The 17,203-nt window shown below is 71.3% G+C and carries 23 protein-coding genes and 2 tRNA genes; 22 read left to right on the forward strand and 3 right to left on the reverse strand.

The annotated features are described in order from the left end of the window. The 9 genes from KV394_RS09105 to KV394_RS09145 all read left to right on the forward strand — a co-directional run bounded on the left by KV394_RS09105 (nt 1) and on the right by KV394_RS09145 (nt 5,905). The gene (locus KV394_RS09105; RefSeq protein WP_136044941.1) at nt 1–492 is read left to right on the forward strand and encodes an FBP domain-containing protein; all 492 of its coding nucleotides are present in this window, start codon (nt 1–3) and stop codon (nt 490–492) included. Nucleotides 493–538: 46 nt separating this feature from the next. Then, on the forward strand, nt 539–1,339 hold the full coding sequence (locus KV394_RS09110; protein ID WP_247981284.1) for an enoyl-CoA hydratase/isomerase family protein: 801 nt from the start codon (nt 539–541) through the stop codon (nt 1,337–1,339). Nucleotides 1,340–1,460: 121 nt separating this feature from the next. Next, complete coding sequence (locus KV394_RS09115) at nt 1,461–2,462, forward strand: hypothetical protein (RefSeq protein ID WP_136036360.1); 1,002 nt, start codon at nt 1,461–1,463, stop codon at nt 2,460–2,462. 2 nt (nt 2,463–2,464) lie between these two features. Then, nucleotides 2,465–3,250: an inositol monophosphatase family protein gene (locus KV394_RS09120; protein ID WP_136045433.1), complete on the forward strand. Its 786-nt coding sequence runs from the start codon at nt 2,465–2,467 to the stop codon at nt 3,248–3,250. A 321-nt stretch (nt 3,251–3,571) separates the two neighbouring features. Next, on the forward strand, nt 3,572–4,621 hold the full coding sequence (locus KV394_RS09125; protein ID WP_247981285.1) for a M23 family metallopeptidase: 1,050 nt from the start codon (nt 3,572–3,574) through the stop codon (nt 4,619–4,621). A 68-nt stretch (nt 4,622–4,689) separates the two neighbouring features. Further along, nucleotides 4,690–4,761: transfer RNA gene (locus KV394_RS09130), tRNA-Thr, on the forward strand. A gap of 32 nt (nt 4,762–4,793) precedes the next feature. Further along, nucleotides 4,794–4,867 (forward strand) — tRNA-Met (locus tag KV394_RS09135). A gap of 116 nt (nt 4,868–4,983) precedes the next feature. Continuing rightward, the gene (locus KV394_RS09140; protein ID WP_247981286.1) at nt 4,984–5,454 is read left to right on the forward strand and encodes a hypothetical protein; all 471 of its coding nucleotides are present in this window, start codon (nt 4,984–4,986) and stop codon (nt 5,452–5,454) included. A gap of 292 nt (nt 5,455–5,746) precedes the next feature. Next, entirely contained in the window at nt 5,747–5,905 is a 159-nt protein-coding gene (locus tag KV394_RS09145; RefSeq protein ID WP_168387156.1) for a hypothetical protein, read from the forward strand. Nucleotides 5,906–5,909: 4 nt separating this feature from the next. Here KV394_RS09145 and KV394_RS09150 read toward each other — a convergent pair whose 3' ends face one another. Continuing rightward, nucleotides 5,910–7,571: an MDR family MFS transporter gene (locus KV394_RS09150; RefSeq protein WP_247981287.1), complete on the reverse strand. Its 1,662-nt coding sequence runs from the start codon at nt 7,569–7,571 to the stop codon at nt 5,910–5,912. Then, nucleotides 7,572–8,183 (reverse strand): TetR/AcrR family transcriptional regulator, encoded by a 612-nt coding sequence (locus tag KV394_RS09155; RefSeq protein WP_136044524.1) that lies wholly within the window; start codon nt 8,181–8,183, stop codon nt 7,572–7,574. Nucleotides 8,184–8,358: 175 nt separating this feature from the next. On the opposite strand from KV394_RS09155, the gene KV394_RS09160 reads away from it, so the two are divergent. From KV394_RS09160 to KV394_RS09200, 9 genes are all read left to right on the forward strand, one after another. Then, on the forward strand, nt 8,359–8,799 hold the full coding sequence (locus KV394_RS09160) for an Asp23/Gls24 family envelope stress response protein (protein ID WP_247981288.1): 441 nt from the start codon (nt 8,359–8,361) through the stop codon (nt 8,797–8,799). Further along, nucleotides 8,796–8,987 (forward strand): DUF2273 domain-containing protein, encoded by a 192-nt coding sequence (locus KV394_RS09165; RefSeq protein WP_136031662.1) that lies wholly within the window; start codon nt 8,796–8,798, stop codon nt 8,985–8,987. The genes KV394_RS09160 and KV394_RS09165 overlap by 4 nt, the downstream gene beginning before the upstream one ends. Beyond that, nucleotides 8,984–9,325: a hypothetical protein gene (locus tag KV394_RS09170; RefSeq protein WP_206251708.1), complete on the forward strand. Its 342-nt coding sequence runs from the start codon at nt 8,984–8,986 to the stop codon at nt 9,323–9,325. Before KV394_RS09165 ends, KV394_RS09170 begins: the two co-directional genes overlap by 4 nt. Then, nucleotides 9,322–9,885: a hypothetical protein gene (locus tag KV394_RS09175; RefSeq protein WP_247981289.1), complete on the forward strand. Its 564-nt coding sequence runs from the start codon at nt 9,322–9,324 to the stop codon at nt 9,883–9,885. Before KV394_RS09170 ends, KV394_RS09175 begins: the two co-directional genes overlap by 4 nt. Then, nucleotides 9,882–10,580, forward strand: a complete 699-nt coding sequence (locus KV394_RS09180; RefSeq protein WP_247981290.1) for a hypothetical protein — start codon at nt 9,882–9,884, stop codon at nt 10,578–10,580. Before KV394_RS09175 ends, KV394_RS09180 begins: the two co-directional genes overlap by 4 nt. A gap of 14 nt (nt 10,581–10,594) precedes the next feature. Continuing rightward, nucleotides 10,595–10,768, forward strand: coding sequence for a CsbD family protein (locus tag KV394_RS09185; protein WP_136031698.1), 174 nt, complete (start codon nt 10,595–10,597; stop codon nt 10,766–10,768). Between the two features lie 123 nt (nt 10,769–10,891). Then, the gene (locus tag KV394_RS09190) at nt 10,892–11,458 is read left to right on the forward strand and encodes an RNA polymerase sigma factor (protein ID WP_136035291.1); all 567 of its coding nucleotides are present in this window, start codon (nt 10,892–10,894) and stop codon (nt 11,456–11,458) included. Next, nucleotides 11,455–12,057 (forward strand): Asp23/Gls24 family envelope stress response protein, encoded by a 603-nt coding sequence (locus KV394_RS09195; protein WP_136031671.1) that lies wholly within the window; start codon nt 11,455–11,457, stop codon nt 12,055–12,057. The genes KV394_RS09190 and KV394_RS09195 overlap by 4 nt, the downstream gene beginning before the upstream one ends. Then, nucleotides 12,057–12,449, forward strand: coding sequence for a hypothetical protein (locus KV394_RS09200; RefSeq protein ID WP_240753185.1), 393 nt, complete (start codon nt 12,057–12,059; stop codon nt 12,447–12,449). Before KV394_RS09195 ends, KV394_RS09200 begins: the two co-directional genes overlap by 1 nt. Before the next feature lie 28 nt (nt 12,450–12,477). On the opposite strand, the gene KV394_RS09205 is transcribed toward KV394_RS09200, so the two are convergent. Further along, nucleotides 12,478–13,323, reverse strand: a complete 846-nt coding sequence (locus KV394_RS09205) for an SDR family oxidoreductase (protein ID WP_247981291.1) — start codon at nt 13,321–13,323, stop codon at nt 12,478–12,480. 97 nt (nt 13,324–13,420) lie between these two features. Here KV394_RS09205 and KV394_RS09210 point away from each other — a divergent pair, with 97 nt between their 5' ends. From KV394_RS09210 to KV394_RS09225, 4 genes are all read left to right on the forward strand, one after another. Then, nucleotides 13,421–13,786 carry a winged helix-turn-helix transcriptional regulator gene (locus KV394_RS09210; RefSeq protein ID WP_136045384.1) on the forward strand — a complete coding sequence of 122 codons (366 nt, stop codon included), beginning with the start codon at nt 13,421–13,423 and terminating at the stop codon, nt 13,784–13,786. Between the two features lie 98 nt (nt 13,787–13,884). Beyond that, nucleotides 13,885–15,423: an APC family permease gene (locus tag KV394_RS09215; RefSeq protein ID WP_247981292.1), complete on the forward strand. Its 1,539-nt coding sequence runs from the start codon at nt 13,885–13,887 to the stop codon at nt 15,421–15,423. Between the two features lie 38 nt (nt 15,424–15,461). Further along, nucleotides 15,462–16,310: a tRNA pseudouridine(38-40) synthase TruA gene (gene truA, locus KV394_RS09220; protein WP_136036436.1), complete on the forward strand. Its 849-nt coding sequence runs from the start codon at nt 15,462–15,464 to the stop codon at nt 16,308–16,310. Between the two features lie 52 nt (nt 16,311–16,362). Continuing rightward, the gene (locus KV394_RS09225; RefSeq protein WP_136031683.1) at nt 16,363–17,031 is read left to right on the forward strand and encodes an endonuclease/exonuclease/phosphatase family protein; all 669 of its coding nucleotides are present in this window, start codon (nt 16,363–16,365) and stop codon (nt 17,029–17,031) included. Nucleotides 17,032–17,203: the final 172 nt, after the last annotated feature.

Genomic DNA, 17,203 nt, shown 5'->3' on the forward strand with positions numbered 1-17,203 from the left:
ATGCGAGCCCTCACCGAAGCCGACGTCCGGGCCTCGTTCGTGAACGCGGACGCGGACGAGCTGCGCGTCATGGAGATGCCGCACGACTTCCTCCTGGTCGACTGGGACTACCTCGACTTCTTCGCCTGGCGCGACCCGAGCGCCGGCAAGCGCGGCTACGTGCTGATCCAGCACGAGGGACGCGTGGTCGGTGTCGTGCTGCGGGCGTCGGAGCCCGGTCGCGGGCGCTCCGGCATGTGCAACATCTGCCACACGATGCAGCCGGGCAACCAGGTCGCGCTGTTCTCCGCGCGACGGGCGGGCGAGGCCGGCGCTCGCGGCGACTCCTTCGGCACGTACATCTGCGCGGACCTCTCCTGTCACGAGAACGTGCGACTCGCGCATCCGCTCGCGCCGAACGAGATCCGTGCGGCGGGTCAGGCCGACTTCCGCCTCGACGGCACGCGCCGCCGGATGGAGGGGTTCGTCTCCCGCGTGTGGGAGCAGGGCTGAGTCCGGCTAGCCTGGATCCACACGTCCTGTGCTCGAGGGAGACGCCATGAGTGAAGCCATCCTGTTCGCGGTCGACGAGGGGATGGCGCGGCTGACGCTGAACCGTCCGGCTCGCCTCAACGCCTTCAACGCCGATCTGGCCCACGCCTGGCGTGACGCGACGGCCGAGGCCACCTCGCGGAGCGACGTGAAGGCGATCCTCCTCGACGCGGCGGGGCCGGCGTTCTGCGCGGGCGGCGACGTGATCGACATGGCGACCACGATGGGCGCCTCCGGTGCCGAGATCACGGCGCTCGCCGAGGTGATCAACGCGGGCATCCGCTCGCTGACCGAGTCGAGCATCCCGGTGGTCGCCGCCGCCCACGGCACGACGGCCGGTGGCGGGCTCGGCATCCTGCTCGCGACCGATTACGCCGTGGTCGGGGCACGATCGAAGCTCGGGAGCCTGTACGCCAACATCGGTCTCACGCCCGACCTGTCGGTGTCGGCGCAGCTGGCCCGTGCGATCGGTCAGCGCAGAGCGCTGCAGCTCGTGCTGCAGGATCGGCTGCTGACGGCGGCCGAGGCGCTGGAGTGGGGACTGGTGGCCGAGGTCGTGGAGGGCGAGGACGCGGCTGCGGAGGCGGAGGCCGTGCGCTCGCGCGCCGAGGGGGTCGCCCGTTTCTGGCTGGCCGGGGCCGCGGATGCCTATGGCCAGGCCAAGCGGCTGGTGCGGTCGCAGCCCGAGCGCACTTTCGTCGAGCAGCTGTCGGAGGAGGCGCGCTCGATCGGTGCCGCGCTCGAGACTCCCGACGCGCAGGCGCGGGTCGCCGCGTTCGCTGCGGCATCGGCGCGCAAGACGGCCTGACTCTTCCTCCCCAGCCACCGGTTTTCGTCGCGTCCGTCCGCACGGCGCGAAGATCCCCGAACCGGGACCGGCGCGCGTGGGAGGATGTGGACATCGATCGCCACTCGACGAGAGGACCCCCATGTCCCATCCGGACATCAGCACGCCGCCGCAGGCTGAGAAGAAGAACATGTCGCTGCTCATCCGAGGCTCGATCTGGGTGGCGATCGGCGCGCTGATCGCGGCCGCGCTCGTGTGCGTGGTGTGGGTGCTGATCGGCGACCAGAACGGCCTGATCGGTCGCGCCTTCCTCACGATCCTGCTCCTGGCCGCGTTCGCCGGCATCGCGATCCTGGAGGCCGGGCTCGCCCCCAACCGCCCGGACTGGCTCCAGCTCGCGAGCATGGTCAGCTGGGTCGTGGCGCTCCTGGTAGGGCTCGTGAAGATCTGGCTCCCGGAAGACGGCATCTACTTCGGGGCGGAGCGCTTCTTCCAACTCCTGCTCGTGATCGGAGTGCTCCAGCTCGCCCTGCTGCACGTGCGTCTGTTCACGAAGGCGGCGCAGCGCCACGTCACCACCTTCACGCGCGTCATCTTCATCGTGACGGTCGTGTTCCTCGGTGCGCTCGTGGCGATGCTCGTGTTCTTCCTCGCGTTCCCGAACACGTTCGACTACAGCGAGCTGTACTGGCGCATCGTGGTCGCCCTCACGATCCTGGTCGCGGTGGGCACCACGCTCATCCCCCTGCTGAACGCGCTGTTCGCGCCGAGGAAGGCCGCCACGCCGACGCCGCAGAACCCGGCTCCCGCGTGGCCCACGTTCGCCGACGGCCGCACCCCGCTCCCCGCACTGCCCGACGGCTCGCCCGACTGGAACGCGTACTACACCGGCTACCCGACGGCTCCGCAGCAGGCTCTCCCGCAGCCGCAGACCACGGCGTTCCCCGTGGTTCCCGAGGCCGCGGTCGCGCAGCCCGCGCCTCCGGCTGCGCCCTCCGCACCCCCGGTGGCCCAGCCCGGCCCTCCGGTACCGGACGCACCGGTGCCGCCCCGACCCGCCGCGCCGGAGCCCCCCGCGCCGCATCAGGGCGAACCTCCCGCGTTCCCGCCGCCCCCTCCCGCGCCGGGGAACCGGGCGTCGTGACAGTGTCACAGGAGCAGGAGCTCGGCGCGCTCGCCGCGGAGGTCGCTCGGGAGGCGGGGGAGCTCGCCAGGACACGCCGACAGCAGGGGGTCACCCTGGCCGCGACCAAGTCGACACTGGCCGACATCGTGACCGAGGCCGACCGCGAGGTCGAGGCGCTCATCCGCGACCGTCTGCTGACGGCGCGGCCGCACGACGGCTTCCTCGGCGAGGAGTCCGGTACGGCGGCGGGCGACAGCGGGATCACCTGGGTGGTCGACCCCATCGACGGCACCGTCAACTACGCCTACGGCATCCCGGCCTACAACGTCAGCATCGCGGCCGTCCAGGGAGAGCCCGACCCGAGCCGGTGGGAGGCGCTCGCCGCCGCCGTGCACGCACCGGCCGTGGGGGAGACGTTCACCGCCGCTCGAGGTCACGGAGCCTGGCTCGGCGGCAGGCGCCTCGAGGTCACGCAGGAGACACCGGCCGGCGCGCTCCTCGCCACCGGGTTCGGCTACGACCCCGCGACCCACGACGGCGACCTCGCGACCGTGCGCCGGGTGATGCCCATCGCGCGGGACCTCCGGCGGATGGGGTCGGCCGCACTCGACCTCGCGTACGTCGCCGCTGGTCGACTCGACGGCTACTTCGAGCGCGGACTGGCCCCCTGGGACCTCGCGGCGGGCGCGCTCCTGGTGAGCGAGGCGGGCGGCATCGTGACGCGCGTCGACACCGACTCCCCTCGGCCGCTGCTGATCGCCGGAGGACCAGCCGTGCACGCGCGGCTCACCGAGATCCTGTGCTGAGAAACCTGGACTGATACATGGCATTCCCAGGGTGATCGGGGTAGTGTTTACCCGATCGTTACTTTCACCACCCGAAGGTGAAAGCTGTCATTGCGCCCCCGAGCAACACGAACGACCGAGAGACTAGTTTTGCCCTTCGAGAATCCCCAGGCTGCCGCTGCGCCCACGCGTCGCTCCAGCCGTCATCGCACTGCGGCCACCGAGGCCCCGGCGACCGGGGCGACGGCACCCCTCGCTCACGCGGAGACCGTGGTCGCGCTCGCCGCCGTCGCACCCCTCTCCCGTCGCGCCGCACGTCAGCGGCCGAATGACGTCCCGCCGGTGCCTCAGGCTCCCGCCGAACCGTTCATCGCCGCGACGCCCGCGCCCGCCGTGGCCGACGTCCCCGCCGTGCCCCTCGCGGCGACGCACGAGGCACCCGCCGAGGCCGCAGCCGCCGAGGCCATCCCGCCGGCCTCCGAGCCGTTCGTGGCCGAAGCCGACGCCGAGGGAGACGCGTTCGAGCGTGCCTCGCGCGCCTTCCGTAGCACCGGCACCGTGCGCACCGTCCCTGCTGCGGCCGCGAGTGCCCGGTCGTTCGCCAGCGCCGCCGACGTGCAGGGTGCGGCGGCCGAACACGTCGCATCGCGTCCCCGCCGTCTCCGGCGCTTCGTGACGGTCGGCGCGACCGTCGGTGTCATGGGTCTGGCCGGACTGCTCGCGGTCTCCATGACGCTGCCCGCCGAGGCCGTCGCCGCCGCGCGCGGAGGGTCGATGGCGTCCACCTCCCTCGTGACCGCTGCCGCCGCCGACGCCGCGGGGTCGGCGAAGGACGAGATCCAGGCCTTCGTCGCGCCCTCCGACGTGCAGAACGCACCGCTCACCCGCAACGACGACTACAGCACGGTCTCGCTCGTCGAGGTCGCGGCCGAGCAGGGCATCAACTACTCGGGCGAGGTCTTCACGAACGACCCCGACGCGGCCATCCAGTGGCCGTTCATGGTCGGCGTCGGCATGTCGTACGGCTATGGCATGCGCAGCGGGCGCCTGCACGAGGGCATCGACTTCACCCCCGGCAACGGCGCGCCCATCCAGGCGATCGCCGACGGCGTGGTGCGCACCGCCACGGAGCAGGGCGGCGCCTACGGGGTCACGGTCTACATCGACCACGTGATCGACGGCCAGACCATCACCAGCCACTATGCGCACATGCAGTACGGCTCGCTCCAGGTGAAGGCGGGCGACCGGGTCACCGTCGGCACCGTCATCGGCAAGACCGGGAACACGGGCCGCTCCTACGGCGCGCACCTCCACTTCGAGCTCATCGTCAACGGCACGACGATCGACCCGATGCCGTGGCTCCGCGCCAACGCCGGACGCACGTCGTACTGACCGGCCTGATTTCATGAGGACGCCACAGTGATGGTATTCTCGTGTGGCTGCCCCGCGAGGGGCAGCACGCCCCGATAGCTCAGTGGCAGAGCACTTCCATGGTAAGGAAGGGGTCGTCAGTTCAATCCTGACTCGGGGCTCGGAGTTCGCATCTGCGATGCGGATGCCGTGCGGCAGGGTAGCTCAGTTGGTGAGAGCGCACGACTCATAATCGTGAGGTCGCGGGTTCAAGCCCCGCTCCTGCTACAGCTCGAAACCCCCGGATACGTCCGGGGGTTTCGTCGTATCCGCGGACTAGAGTGAGAGCCGTTCCGTGCCCTCGCGCGGACGAGCGAGGCGGGCTCCCCGGAAAGAGGACCGCCGTGCCGACCCCCGCTCCCTCCGCGACCGCTGTCTACTGCCATGCGCATCGGGCGGTGATGGTCGCCGTGACGGACCGGGCGGGCGTCTCGCTCGGACTGGAGGACATCGCGGGCCCCGTCTCCTGGGACGCGCTCATCGCCGCGGGCTACGGCCTCGCGGTCGCGGCGGGCGCACTGTCCGGTGCGGTGGCCGGGCTCCGCTGCCGGGGAGTCTCCGTCGCCGACGTGCTCGGCGCGTCGATCGAGGACCCCCACCACACGATCGATCGCGCCGACCTGCGCCGCGCGGCCGCCTGGCTCGCCGACGGGCTTGCCCGCGACGAGGAGCAGCCGCTCGACGACATGACCGCCGAGGTGATCGGCACCGACGTGCTGTGGGACCCCCACGCCCACGCGGACGACGACCGCATCGCCGCCGTCGTGTTCGCGATCGTCACCGTCAGTGCACAGGCCGTCGGGGAGCGGAGCTGAGCCTGCGGCGCGCTCTGCCCGCGCTGGCTCGGCTGATCCCGCGCAGGCTCCCAGGGAGCGGAGCGGAGCGTGCGGTGCGCTCCGTCCCCGCTGGCTCGGCTAATCCCGCACAGGCCGTCGGGGAGCAGAGCTGACCGTGACACCCGGCCCCGCGCGCGCCGGGCCGCCCGACCATGGCCAGCGCCCTCGGCCGCACGGGCCATCCGGAACCCGGAGGTCATGTCAAGCCCCTGCGCTCGGGCCCGCCGGCACGGGAGACTTGCGCTCCACGAGGCCGAGGAACGGAGATCCCATGTCAGACCCGAACAGCAACGCCGCCGACGATGGTCCCGAGGTGGACGCCGTCGGTGTGGACGCCGACATCGTCACCAACGATCACGACCCCGAGCCCGACGACCTTCCGGCCAGCGAAGACGACGACGACGACCTCGACGTCGCCGACCTCCCCTGACCGGTCACCGGTCCGCGGTCGACGGGTCGGACCCCTCCGGCCCGTCGACCGCGGTGGGCGTCCGTCCGCCGGCGCGCTGAGCGGCCTCCAGCCGCTCCGCCTCCTCGCCGCTGATGGCTTCGCCGCGTGCCACGAGTCCCGCCTGGTCGGACAGGGGGATCTGCTTGAGGAACAGCGACAGCAGCAGTGCGAGCGCCACGAACGGCACCAGGTACCAGAACACCGGGGCGAGCGCATCGGCGTACGCGGTCACGATCCCGTCGCGCACCTCGTCGGGCAGCGCGCTGAGCGTTGCGGGGTCGATGGTCGACGCGGCCTGCGACGCCTGATCCGGCGAGGCACCGGCTCCGGCGAACACGCCGAGCAGGTTCTCCGTCAGCCGCGTCGTGAAGATCGTGCCGAAGACGGCCACTCCGAGGGATGCCCCCACCTCCCGGAAGTAGTTGTTGGTGCTCGTCGCGGTGCCGATCTCGCCCGCGGGCACGGCGTTCTGGACCACCAGCACCACGACCTGCATGATGAGCCCGAGACCCGCGCCGAACACGAACAGGAAGACGCAGATCAGCCAGATCGGCGTCTCGGCCGACAGCGTGGTCATCGCGACCATCGAGAGGCCCGTCACGATCGTGCCGACGATCGGGTAGACCTTGTACTTCCCGGTCTTCGAGATCGCGATGCCCGAGAAGATGGACGTGCCCATCAGGCCCACCATCATCGGGATCATCAGCAGCCCGGAGGCCGCGGCCGACGTGCCGGACGACATCTGCAGGAACGTGGGCACGAAGCCGATCGCCGCGAACATGCCGATCCCGAGCACCAGTCCGATGGCCGTCGCGTTCACGAAGATCGGGTTGCGGAACAGGCTCAGCGGGATGATCGGGTCCTGCGCCCTGGACTCGGTGATGACGAACGCGGTCGCGGCGACCACGAGGCCGGCGCCCCACGCCCAGGTCGCCAGCGAATCCCACCCGAACTCCTTGTCGCCGCCGAAGTCGGTGAAGAAGATCAGGCACGTCGTCGCGAGGGAGAGGAAGATCACGCCGAGCACGTCGATGCGCTTCTCGGCCTTCTTGCTGGGCAGCTGCAGCGCGACCAGCGCGATCACGAACGCCGCGATCCCGACCGGGATGTTGATGTAGAACGCCCACTGCCACGTCATGTGGTCGACGAAGAACCCGCCGAGCAGCGGACCGGCCACGGCGGAGAGCCCGAACACGGCACCGAGCGGACCCATGTACTTGCCGCGCTCGTTGGCGGGCACGATGTCGGCGATGATCGCCTGCGACAGGATCATCAGTCCGCCGCCGCCGAGGCCCTGCAGCGCCCGGAACACGACGAACATCCAGAAGTCGGTCGCCAGGGCGCAGCCCACCGACGCGAGCGTGAAGAGCGCGATCGCGACGAGGAACAGGCTGCGACGACCGAGCACGTCGCCGAACTTGCCGTAGATCGGCATCACGATGGTGGTGGCCAGCAGGTACGCGGTCGTGATCCACACCTGGTGGTCGACGCCGCCGAGCTGGCCCACGATGGTCGGCATCGCGGTCGACACGATGGTCTGATCGAGGCTCGCGAGCAGCATGCCGGCGATCAGGGCGCTGAAGATGATCCAGATGCGACGCTTCGTGAGCAGGAAGGGCGCGTCGGCGGTGGCGGTGGCGGACATTCAGTGGGCTTTCTGTGCGGGGGAGTACAGGTCGCGCGCGAGCCGGAGACGGCGTCGGATCAGCTCGGCGAACGGCTCGGTGGAGTGGTGGTGCAGGAGCTGTTCCATGCACAGGCGCACGAGGGCACCGACGGACTGCACGAGCACCTGCGCGCGCAGCTCGGCGTCCTCGACGCCCTCGAGCCGGCGGGTGATCAGGGCGACGTCGCGCCGCTCGTGCTTCTCCTGCTGCTCGAACGCGGCCTTGAGCAGTCGCGGTTCGTGCTCGATCACGGCGAACAGCTCGGCGGCATGCTCGACGGGGTCGAACAGGGAGAAGCGGGCGACGGTGAGCTCGACGAAGTCGTCGAGCAGGTCGCCGTCGGCGTTCGCGAAAGCGTCCTCCAGCTCCTCCTGGCGGGAGTCGATCACGGCGATGCCGAAGACCGCGTTCTCCTTGCTCTCGAAGTAGTTGAAGAACGTGCGGCGCGACACCCCGGCCTCGGTGCACAGCTCCTCGATCGTGAAGCCGGCGAAGCCCCGTTCGACCGTCCAGCGCCGCGCCACCGAGGTGAGCGCGCGAGACGTCTCGCGCTTGCGCTGCTCCCTCGTCGATTCTGCACTTGCATCCATAGAGTGCAACTTTGCACTTTCAACCTTGGAGTGCACTGTGAGAGTGCGTTTCTCTGCCCGCCCGGAAAAACCCTCGACGAATTCGTGACATCCGAGGTGCCTCATGCGTCTTAGTGGTGTCGTAAGAACACGGCCCGCGCCCCACGGTGCGGACACACGGATGAAGGAGCTCGAGATGGCGAACGTGACGGGGGGCAGCCAGCCCAAGGCTCAGGTCGTACCGACGGCGCAGGCCGCAGCGGTGGGGAAGACCACGATCGAGGACGCGGTCGTCGCGAAGATCGCGGGCATCGCGGCCCGTGAGGTCAGCGGCGTCTATGCGCTCGGCGGCGGGGCTGCCCGCATGATGGGCGCGATCCGAGACGTGCTGAACACGGCCGACCTCTCGCAGGGCGTGAGCGTGGAGGTCGGCGAGACGCAGGTGGCCGTCGACGTCACGATCGTCGCGGAGTACCCGGTGTCGCTGCAGAAGGTGGCCGACGACGTGCGCACGGCCATCCACCGGGCCATGGTCGACCTGGTCGGCATGGACGTCGCCGAGATCAACGTGAGCGTCAACGACGTGCACATCCCCTCGGACGACGACGCCGACGCCGAGGAGGCGCGAGTCCAGTGAACGCCTCGGTGATCGGCGGAGCTGCGGCCGCGGTCCTCGCACTGACCTGGATCGTGCTGGGCTTCTGGGCGTTCCTGCTCGTGCTCCTCGCGATGCTCGTCGGCGCGGCGGCCGGGCGCATCGCCGACGGTCGCCTGGACGTGCGGGCGCTCGCCGAGGTGGTCCGCGGACGGCGGTCGTCCTCGTGAGCGTCGAGCGGGCAGGGGCGTCGACGGGTGTGGCGGGGGCCACGTCCGTCGAGGCCCGCGCCCTGCACCGGATCGCCCTCGGCATCGCCAGGGATGCCGCAGGCGTGGGGCTCGACGACATCGCGGTGGAGCTGGGCGACCGGCGCGGCGACCTGCGCGTCACGGTGGTCGTGCCCGTCGTGCTGGCGCGCTCCGACGGCACAACCCTCGCCGACCGCGGCGAGGTGCTGCGCGAGACCCTCGTGCGTCGGCTCGGGGAGCTGGCGTCGCGACGGGTGGGCGCGGTCGACGTGCGGTTCACCGGCGTGCGGCGTGCGCTCGAGCGGAGGGTCGCATGAGCGCGCCCGCCGCCACGCGCCGACTGCTGCGCCGGGAGACACGGGCATCGCGGACCGCTCCGGCGACCGTGCTCGCCGCTCTCCTGGCGATCGTGCTGCTCGGGCTCCTGGGGTGCGGGGTCGCCGCGGCCCTCGACCCCGGGTTCCGCGCGGATGCGGCGGCGCTGCTGGCGGGCGTCGCCCAGGCGCTGTCCGCCGCTGGTGTCGCGATCGGTGCGGGCATCGCGCTGATCGCGCTCGCCGTGGTGCTGCTGGCGCTGGCGGTCGTCCCGGGGCGTCGCGCCCGACGCGCCCGTCTCACCGGGCGCACTGCGCTCGTGGTGGACGACGGCGTGCTCGCGGACGCGATCGCCGACGGGGTGGCCAGGCGCACGGGTGTTCCGCGACCGCGCGTCGCGGTCACGGTGGGGCGCAGAGCCGCCACGGTCCGCCTGACCCCGACCAGCGGGGTGCCTGTGGACCGTGATGCGGCGCGGACCGCTGTGGTGCGCGTGCTGGACGAGGTGGGCTTCGCCCTGACGCCGCGTGTGCTCGTGGCGACGGAAGGAGTGGTCGGATGAGGCTCTCGGGATCCGTGGGGAACCGGGTGGTGCTGCTCGGCGGCGGCCTCGTGCTGCTCGCGGCGGGCGCGGCACTCGTGGCGACCGGGCTGGAGTCGGCGCGGCTGCTGCCCGCGGGGGCGGCGGGGGCCCTCTCGGCGGTCGAGCGGGCGTCCGCCGATGCATCGGCCGCGACGGTCGACCTCGGGAGCATCGGGGAGTTCCCGCTCGCGGCCGTGTCCGCCGCGGCCGCGGCCCTGGTCGTGGTCGTCCTGCTGATCGCGTTCCTGCTCACGCGGGGCCGCGGTCGCGTGCGCGAGGTGCTCGCGATGCCGGGTCCTCGGGGGACGACCCGGGTGGACCGCGGTGTGGCCGACGGCGTGCTGGCGGAGACGCTCGCGGCTCGGGCCGACGTGGTGTCGGCGCGGACGGTCGCGCGTCGGGCGGGCCGTCGTACCGCCCTCGGGCTCGTCGTGACGCCGCGGAAGGGGGCGGCTCTGGGGGCCGTCGTCGCCGCGGCCGAAGCGGCCGTCGCGGAGTGGGACCGGTTGCTGGGCGTGGAGGTGCCGGTGGTCGTGCACGTCGCGGACCGCGGGTGGCGCGAGCTGTTCCGGTCGAGGCAGAGGATGCGCCGGTCGCTGGCCGGCGCGGGCGAGGCGGGGCACCGGTCCCGCACCGCCCCGACGTCGTCGACCCCGAGAGCCGGGGTCGCGTGAGGAAAGGAGCCGCCATGAGCGGAGAGAACAAGATCAAGGCCGCCGCCGAAAAGATCGCCGGCAAGGCGAAGGAGGTCGTCGGCGAGGTCACCGACAACGACCGGCTCGTCGCCGAGGGCAAGGCCGAGCAGGCGAAGGGCGATGTGCGGAACGCCGCCGAGGATGTCAAGGACGCGTTCAAGAAGTGATCCCGCTCGCGCAGGGGGCGCCCCCGGTCGGGGCGCTCCCTGCGGCCGAGCCGTGCGCACGGATCCGATCCGTCGCCGCACGCGCTCCGAACCTGCAGGGGAAGCGGAACGAAGGGTGGGGGAATGGCAGCGGATGGCTCTCGCGGCCCGCTGGAACAGGCCGGGGATCACATCGTCGCGGGTCGCGCCATGGACGGCGACGTCGAGGCGTTCGCGGTGCTGGTGCGGAGGTACACGCCGATGATGCGCGCGTACACGCAGCGCATGCTGAACGGCTCGGCCGAAGTGGACGACACCGTGCAGGAGGCGTTCGTGACAGCGTGGCAGCGGTTCGGCGAGCTCGACGACCCCGGCAAGGTCAAGAGCTGGCTGATGCGCATCGTGAGTCGCAAGGCCGTGGACCGGCTCCGGCGCCACCGCCCGGCGGTCGATGTGACCGAGATCGACCGGCCGGCACCCCTGCATGCCTCGCCGTCGGCAGTGGTGGAGGTGCGCGAGGGCGTCGCGGCACTGGGAGCCGCGCTGCGGGAGCTCCCGGAGGCGCAGCGCGAATGCTGGGTGCTGCGCGAGATGGGCGGGTACAGCTACGACGAGATCGCCGCGGAGCTCGGCGTCCCCGTCAGCACGGTGCGCGGGCTGCTGGCCCGTGCGCGCGGATTCCTGATCACCCGGATGGAGGCGTGGCGATGAACGACGACCACGAGAACCCGGACCTGCGCGGTCTCGGACTGGAGCCCGACGACCTCGACGGGCACACGATCGAGGAGCTCGCCGACTACCTCGAGGCGGGGCGTCAGCCGCGCGTGGCCTCGATCGAGGAATCGCCGGGGTGCCAGCTCGCCCTCGACGCGCTCGAGCGGCTGCACGGACTGGGCGACGCGCTGATGGCGGCCGACACCGCGGCAGAGCCCGCGGTCGAGGAGGGGTGGATCGACCGGATCCTGAGCGGGATCGCGATGGACGCCAGGGCGGGACGCCGCATCCCGTTCGCCTCGGACGACCCTGCGGTGGAGCTGGCGATCACCGAGGGTGCGGTGCGCGGTCTCGTGCGGGCGGCCGAGGAGGCGGTCCCCGGCGTGCTCGTCGGGCGATGCCGCCTGGAGGGCGACGTCACGACGCCGGGTGCTCCCGTGCGCGTGGCGATCGACGCGAGCGTGCTGCACGGCGAGCCGATCCGCGGGCTGGCCGACCGGCTCCGTACCGAGGTGGACGCGCGGCTGCGTCGGCACACCGAGCTCACCATCGCCGCGATCGACGTGACCGTCAAGGACATCAGGGAGGTGTCGTGATGACGCAGGATCCGACGATCGACGGCGAGGGCCGTCGCGAGCTGGCCGCCCGGATCGAACAGGTCCTGCGCGCGCAGGAGGGGGTCCGCGGCGTCTACCGCTCCGGCTCGCTCATCTCGAATCTGCTCAGGGCGGGGGCCGCGGCGCTGGGCGCGACGCGCGACGCCGAGCCGATCGTGTCGGTGGCCGCGGGGGCGCGCGGGGTCGCGGTCGAGGCGTCGATCGGGGTGGACGCGGGCGCGGCGTCCGGAGAGGTCCTCCGGGAGGCGCGGGCCGCGGTGGAGGCCGTGCTCGCGGAGCAGGGGTACCAGCGCGAGAGCATCACGCTCGTGGTGGCCTACGTGCAGGTCGCCCGTGCCGCGGGGGAGCCCGTCGAGGCGGAGCCCCGCTGACCGTGCGGTCGGCGGGGCTCCGGCCGGCTCACGCGATCGCGCGCAGTCCCTCGACGAGCGGCGTGGTCGGACGGCCGATCAGCCGCGCGAGCGTGCCGTCGGTCTCGGCTAGTGCGCCCCCGCGGATGCCGGCGTCGAGGGCGACGACGAAGCCCGCGGTGCCCTCGTCGAGCCCGGCTCCGCGCAGCGCCGCGAGCTGCTGGTCCGCCGTGAGCGACACGAAGGTCACCTCGCGTCCGGTGACCTCGGCGATCGCGGCGGCCAGCTCCGTGTAGTCCCACGCGACGTCGCCGCCGAGCTCGTACACGGCGCCCGTGTGACCGTCGTCGAGCGCGACCACGGCGGCGGCCTCGGCGTAGTCGGCGCGGCTGGCGGAGGCCACGCGACCGTCTCCGGTGCCGGAGGCGAGCACGCCCGTCTCGGCTGCGCGCGCGAGGTCGGCGGCGTAGTTCTCCGTGTACCAGTTGTTGCGCAGGATCACGGCCGGGACGCCGGAGGCCGCGATCAGCTCCTCCGTGGCCTTGTGCTCCGGCGCGAGCACCAGGTCGCTCGTGGTGGCCTTCGGGGCGCTGGTGTACACGAGCTTCGAGACGCCGGCGGCTGCGGCCGCGTCGATCACCGCCCGGTGCTGCTCGACGCGGCGGCCGACCTCGGAGCCGGACACGAGCACGACCGTGTCGATGCCGTCGAGGGCCGCGGCGACGGAGGCCGGGTCGTCGTAGTCGAGGGGCACGACGCGCACGCCGAGGTCGGCCGCCCTGGCCACGTCGCGCGCTCCGGCGACGATCGACTGGGGGTCGGCGCCGCGGGCGAGGAGGGCGGCGATGATGAGGCGGCCGAGGTGTCCGGTGGCTCCGGTGATGAGGATGGTCATGAGGGCGGTCCTTCCGTTGGTGAACACCTGCCCCAACCGGCGCGAGGCACCCGCGCATTCCATCCGACCGGTACCCACTTTGACGTAAGGTACCTACATGTCGGTGAGTTTTGCGGAAATCCGGGAGTCTTCGCCCACGGTGTTCGACCAGGGCTGCGGCACGCGCGTGGTGCTGGACCACATCATGAGCAAGTGGGGCGTGCTGGTGCTGTCGTGCCTGTCGGACGGCACGCGGCGCTGGGGCGAGCTGCGACGGGAGGTCGACGGCATCAGCGAGAAGATGCTCGCGACCACGCTGCGCACGCTGTCGGCGGATGGGCTGGTGCACCGGGAATCCCTGCCAACGGTGCCCCCGCACGTGGAGTACAGCCTCACCCCGCTGGGGCGTGACCTGATGGACCGGATGCTGCCCCTGATGGAGTGGGTCGCCACGCACGCCGACGGGATGCTCGGTCGCGAATGAATCCACGGATTCCGTCGTGAGATGAAGTTGTGTGAGTGGAATCCGTTGCTCGAAGAAAAGGATTGACGGTATACCGCAGCTCGTCGTACTGTCTGAGCATGGCAACGACGCCCATCCACCTGGAACGACCCGACGGCAAGGGGCTGGCCGCTGGCACCCTCGGCCTGTGGGGATCCACCGTCATCGGTCTCGCCTCCACGGCGCCGGTCTACTCCCTCGTCGCGACGCTCGGCTTCGTCGTGCTCGCGGTCGGGGCGCAGGCACCGATCGCGTTCGTGATCGCCTTCGTCCCGATGCTCCTGATCGCCTTCGCCTACCGCGAGCTCAACAACGCCGTGCCCGACTGCGGCACCACCTTCACCTGGGGCACGAAAGCGTTCGGCCCCTGGGTGGGCTGGATGGGCGGCTGGGGCGTCGCGGTGGCCGGGATGGTCGTGCTCGCGAACCTCGCCCAGATCGCCTCGGTGTACTTCTGGTCCCTGATCGGGTTCGACCTGGAGAACAACGACTGGCGGATCATCCTCGTCGCGGTGCTCTTCATCGCCGCGATGACCTGGGTCAGCTGGCGCGGCGTCGAGATCGGCGAGCGCATCCAGAACATCCTGCTGGCCGTGCAGTACCTGGCCCTCGCGATCTTCGTGGTGGCCGCGCTGTGGCAGTTCTTCACCGGCGACGCCCCCGACGCCACGCCGTTCTCGTGGGAGTGGCTGAACCCGTTCGGCTTCACGGACTGGTCGGGCTTCACCGAGGCCATCCTGCTCGCCCTCTTCATCTACTGGGGCTGGGACACGTGCCTCGCGCTGAACGAGGAGACCAAGGACCCCACGCGCATTCCCGGGCGAGCGGCCGTGCTGACCTGCGTGATCCTGCTGGTGACCTACGTCGCCGTCACGATCGCGGCGATGATGTACGCGGGTCTCGGCGAGGACGGCACGGGGCTCGGCAACGAGGCCAACGCCGACGATTTCTTCCTCGCGATCAAGGACGGCCTGCTGGGCCCGTTCGGCTGGGTGCTGGTGGTCTCCGTCATCATCTCGGCGATCTCGTCGACGCAGACGACGATCCTGCCCACCGCGCGCGGCACGCTCGCGATGGGCGTGTACCGGGCGCTCCCCGCGAAGTTCAAGGAGGTGCACCCGGTCTACAAGACCCCGTCGTTCTCGACCATCGTGATGGGCGTGGTCGCCTCCGCGTACTACGTGGGCATGACGCTCATCAGCGACAACATCCTGCAGGACTCGATCCTGTCGCTGGGCCTCGCCATCGCGTTCTACTACGCCATCACCGGATTCGCCTGCGTCTGGTACTTCCGCGCCGACCTGCGCACCTCGGCACGCGACCTCTTCTTCAAGGGGATCTTCCCGCTCGTCGGGGCGCTGCTGCTCACCGGCGCGTTCGTGCAGTCCGCGATCGACATGTGGGACGTGGACTACGGCTACACGGTGCTGTTCGGCATCGGCGGCACGTTCGTGATCGGCATCGGCTCGCTCGCGATCGGCCTGGTGCTGATGCTCCTGTGGTACCTGTTCCCGCGGTCGAAGCGCTTCTTCCGCGGCGAGAGTCTGAACCGCGACACCGAGGTGATGGTGCCGGACGAGCCCGGCGTCTCCATCCGCTCGGTCGACGGCGGCATCTGAGGCGGCGGGTGCGCGCGGGGCTGTCCTAGGCTGGCCTCGTGCGCATCCGGCTCGACATCGCCTACGACGGCACCCACTTCCGCGGCTGGGCGACACAGCCCACGCTCCGCACCGTTCAGGGCACGCTGGAGGCGGCGCTCGCGCGCATCGTGGGCTCCGACGTGCGGTTCGTGGTCGCCGGCCGCACCGACGCCGGCGTGCACGCGAGCGGACAGGTCGCACACGTCGATCTCGACGAGCGGCAGTGGTCGCGCATCGAGGCCAGGCACGGACGGGCGGCGCAGGATCCGGCGGGCTCGATCGCGGGACGCATGCGGGGTGTGCTCGGCGCCTACTCCGACGTCACCGTCACCCGGTCGACCGCGGCGCCCGAGGGTTTCGACGCGCGCTTCTCGGCCGTGTGGCGCCGCTACCGGTACCGTCTCGCCGACGGTCTGGCCGGCTACGACCCGCTGCGTCGCGCCGACACCACGAGCATCCGCGGACGGCTGGACGAGCGCGCGATGGACGAGGCCGCGCGCACGCTGATCGGCCTGCACGACTTCGCGGCGTACTGCAAGCCCCGCGAGGAGGCCACCACCATCCGCACCCTGCTCGACTACCGGTGGGAGCGCGACGCGGACGGCGTGCTGGTGGCCGAGGTGAAGGCGGACGCGTTCTGCCACAGCATGGTGCGCGCCCTCGTCGGCGCGTGCGCGGCCGTGGGGGAGGGTCGCCTGGACGTGTCCGACCTGGTGGTGCTGCGCGACGCTCTCACCAGGACCAGCGAGTTCAAGGTGCTCGCGGCCCGGGGGCTGACGCTGACCGAGGTCGGGTATCCGGCGGACGAGCTGCTCGCCGCACGGGCCGAACAGACCAGGGCCCGCCGCGACCGCGAGTCGGACTGATCGCCGGATACGGATCCCGGGCACAGCAGGGGCGGGTAGCGTGGGCACGGTCATGAAGGTCATCTCGTACAACCTGCGCAAACACCGGGCGGCCGGGGAGCTCGCGACACTCGTCGCCGAACACGACCCCGACATCCTCTGCCTGCAGGAGTGCGACGTGCCGGCGCTGCCCGACCGGATCGGGGGCCTCGTGCTCGCCGACGCCACCCAGGGCAACCGCCTCGGACTCGCGCTGTTCTACCGCGAGAGCACCTACCACCTGCAGGGCATCCGCACCCTCGGGCTGAAGAAGTCGCTGCACGACCGCATCGCGAAGCCCGCGCACGAGCGGGTGCTCGGCGCACGGCTGCGCGACATCGACGACGGCGACGAGTTCATCGTCGCGTCGTTCCACGCCGCACCGCTGACGGCGCTGAACTCGCTGCGGCGCCACCAGATCCGCGCGGCCCTGACCGAGCTCGCGAGCCTCGGGGACGGCCTTCCGCAGCTCATGGTCGGCGACTACAACTACCCCGTGTTCAAGGAGAACCTGGGGCAGGCCGTGCGCGACCACGGCTATGCGCTGTCGCTCAGCGACGACCACACCTACACGCGCTACCGCGTCTTCCGCGGTCATTACGACTTCGCCACCTCGACCGGATTCGAGATCGAGCGCATCACGACCCTGCCGCAGCGGTCGAGCGACCACCGTCCGATCCTCGTGACGGTGAAGACCGACTGACCGGCGCGGGCCCGCGGCTGGTTTGGTCGGAGGGGGTCGGGTGGCGTATGCTGACTCTTTGGTGCCCTTCCCGTACTGCGAGGAAGACGCACATCCGAACGTGAGCCCTCCACTGGCGTGTTCGTCCCTGTCGGGAGGAACCACCCCGGAGTGGGATTCACGAACACCTCCG

The sequence above is a fragment of the Microbacterium sufflavum genome (genome assembly GCF_023101165.1).
In the GTDB taxonomy this organism is placed as follows: Bacteria; Actinomycetota; Actinomycetes; order Actinomycetales; family Microbacteriaceae; genus Microbacterium; species Microbacterium sufflavum.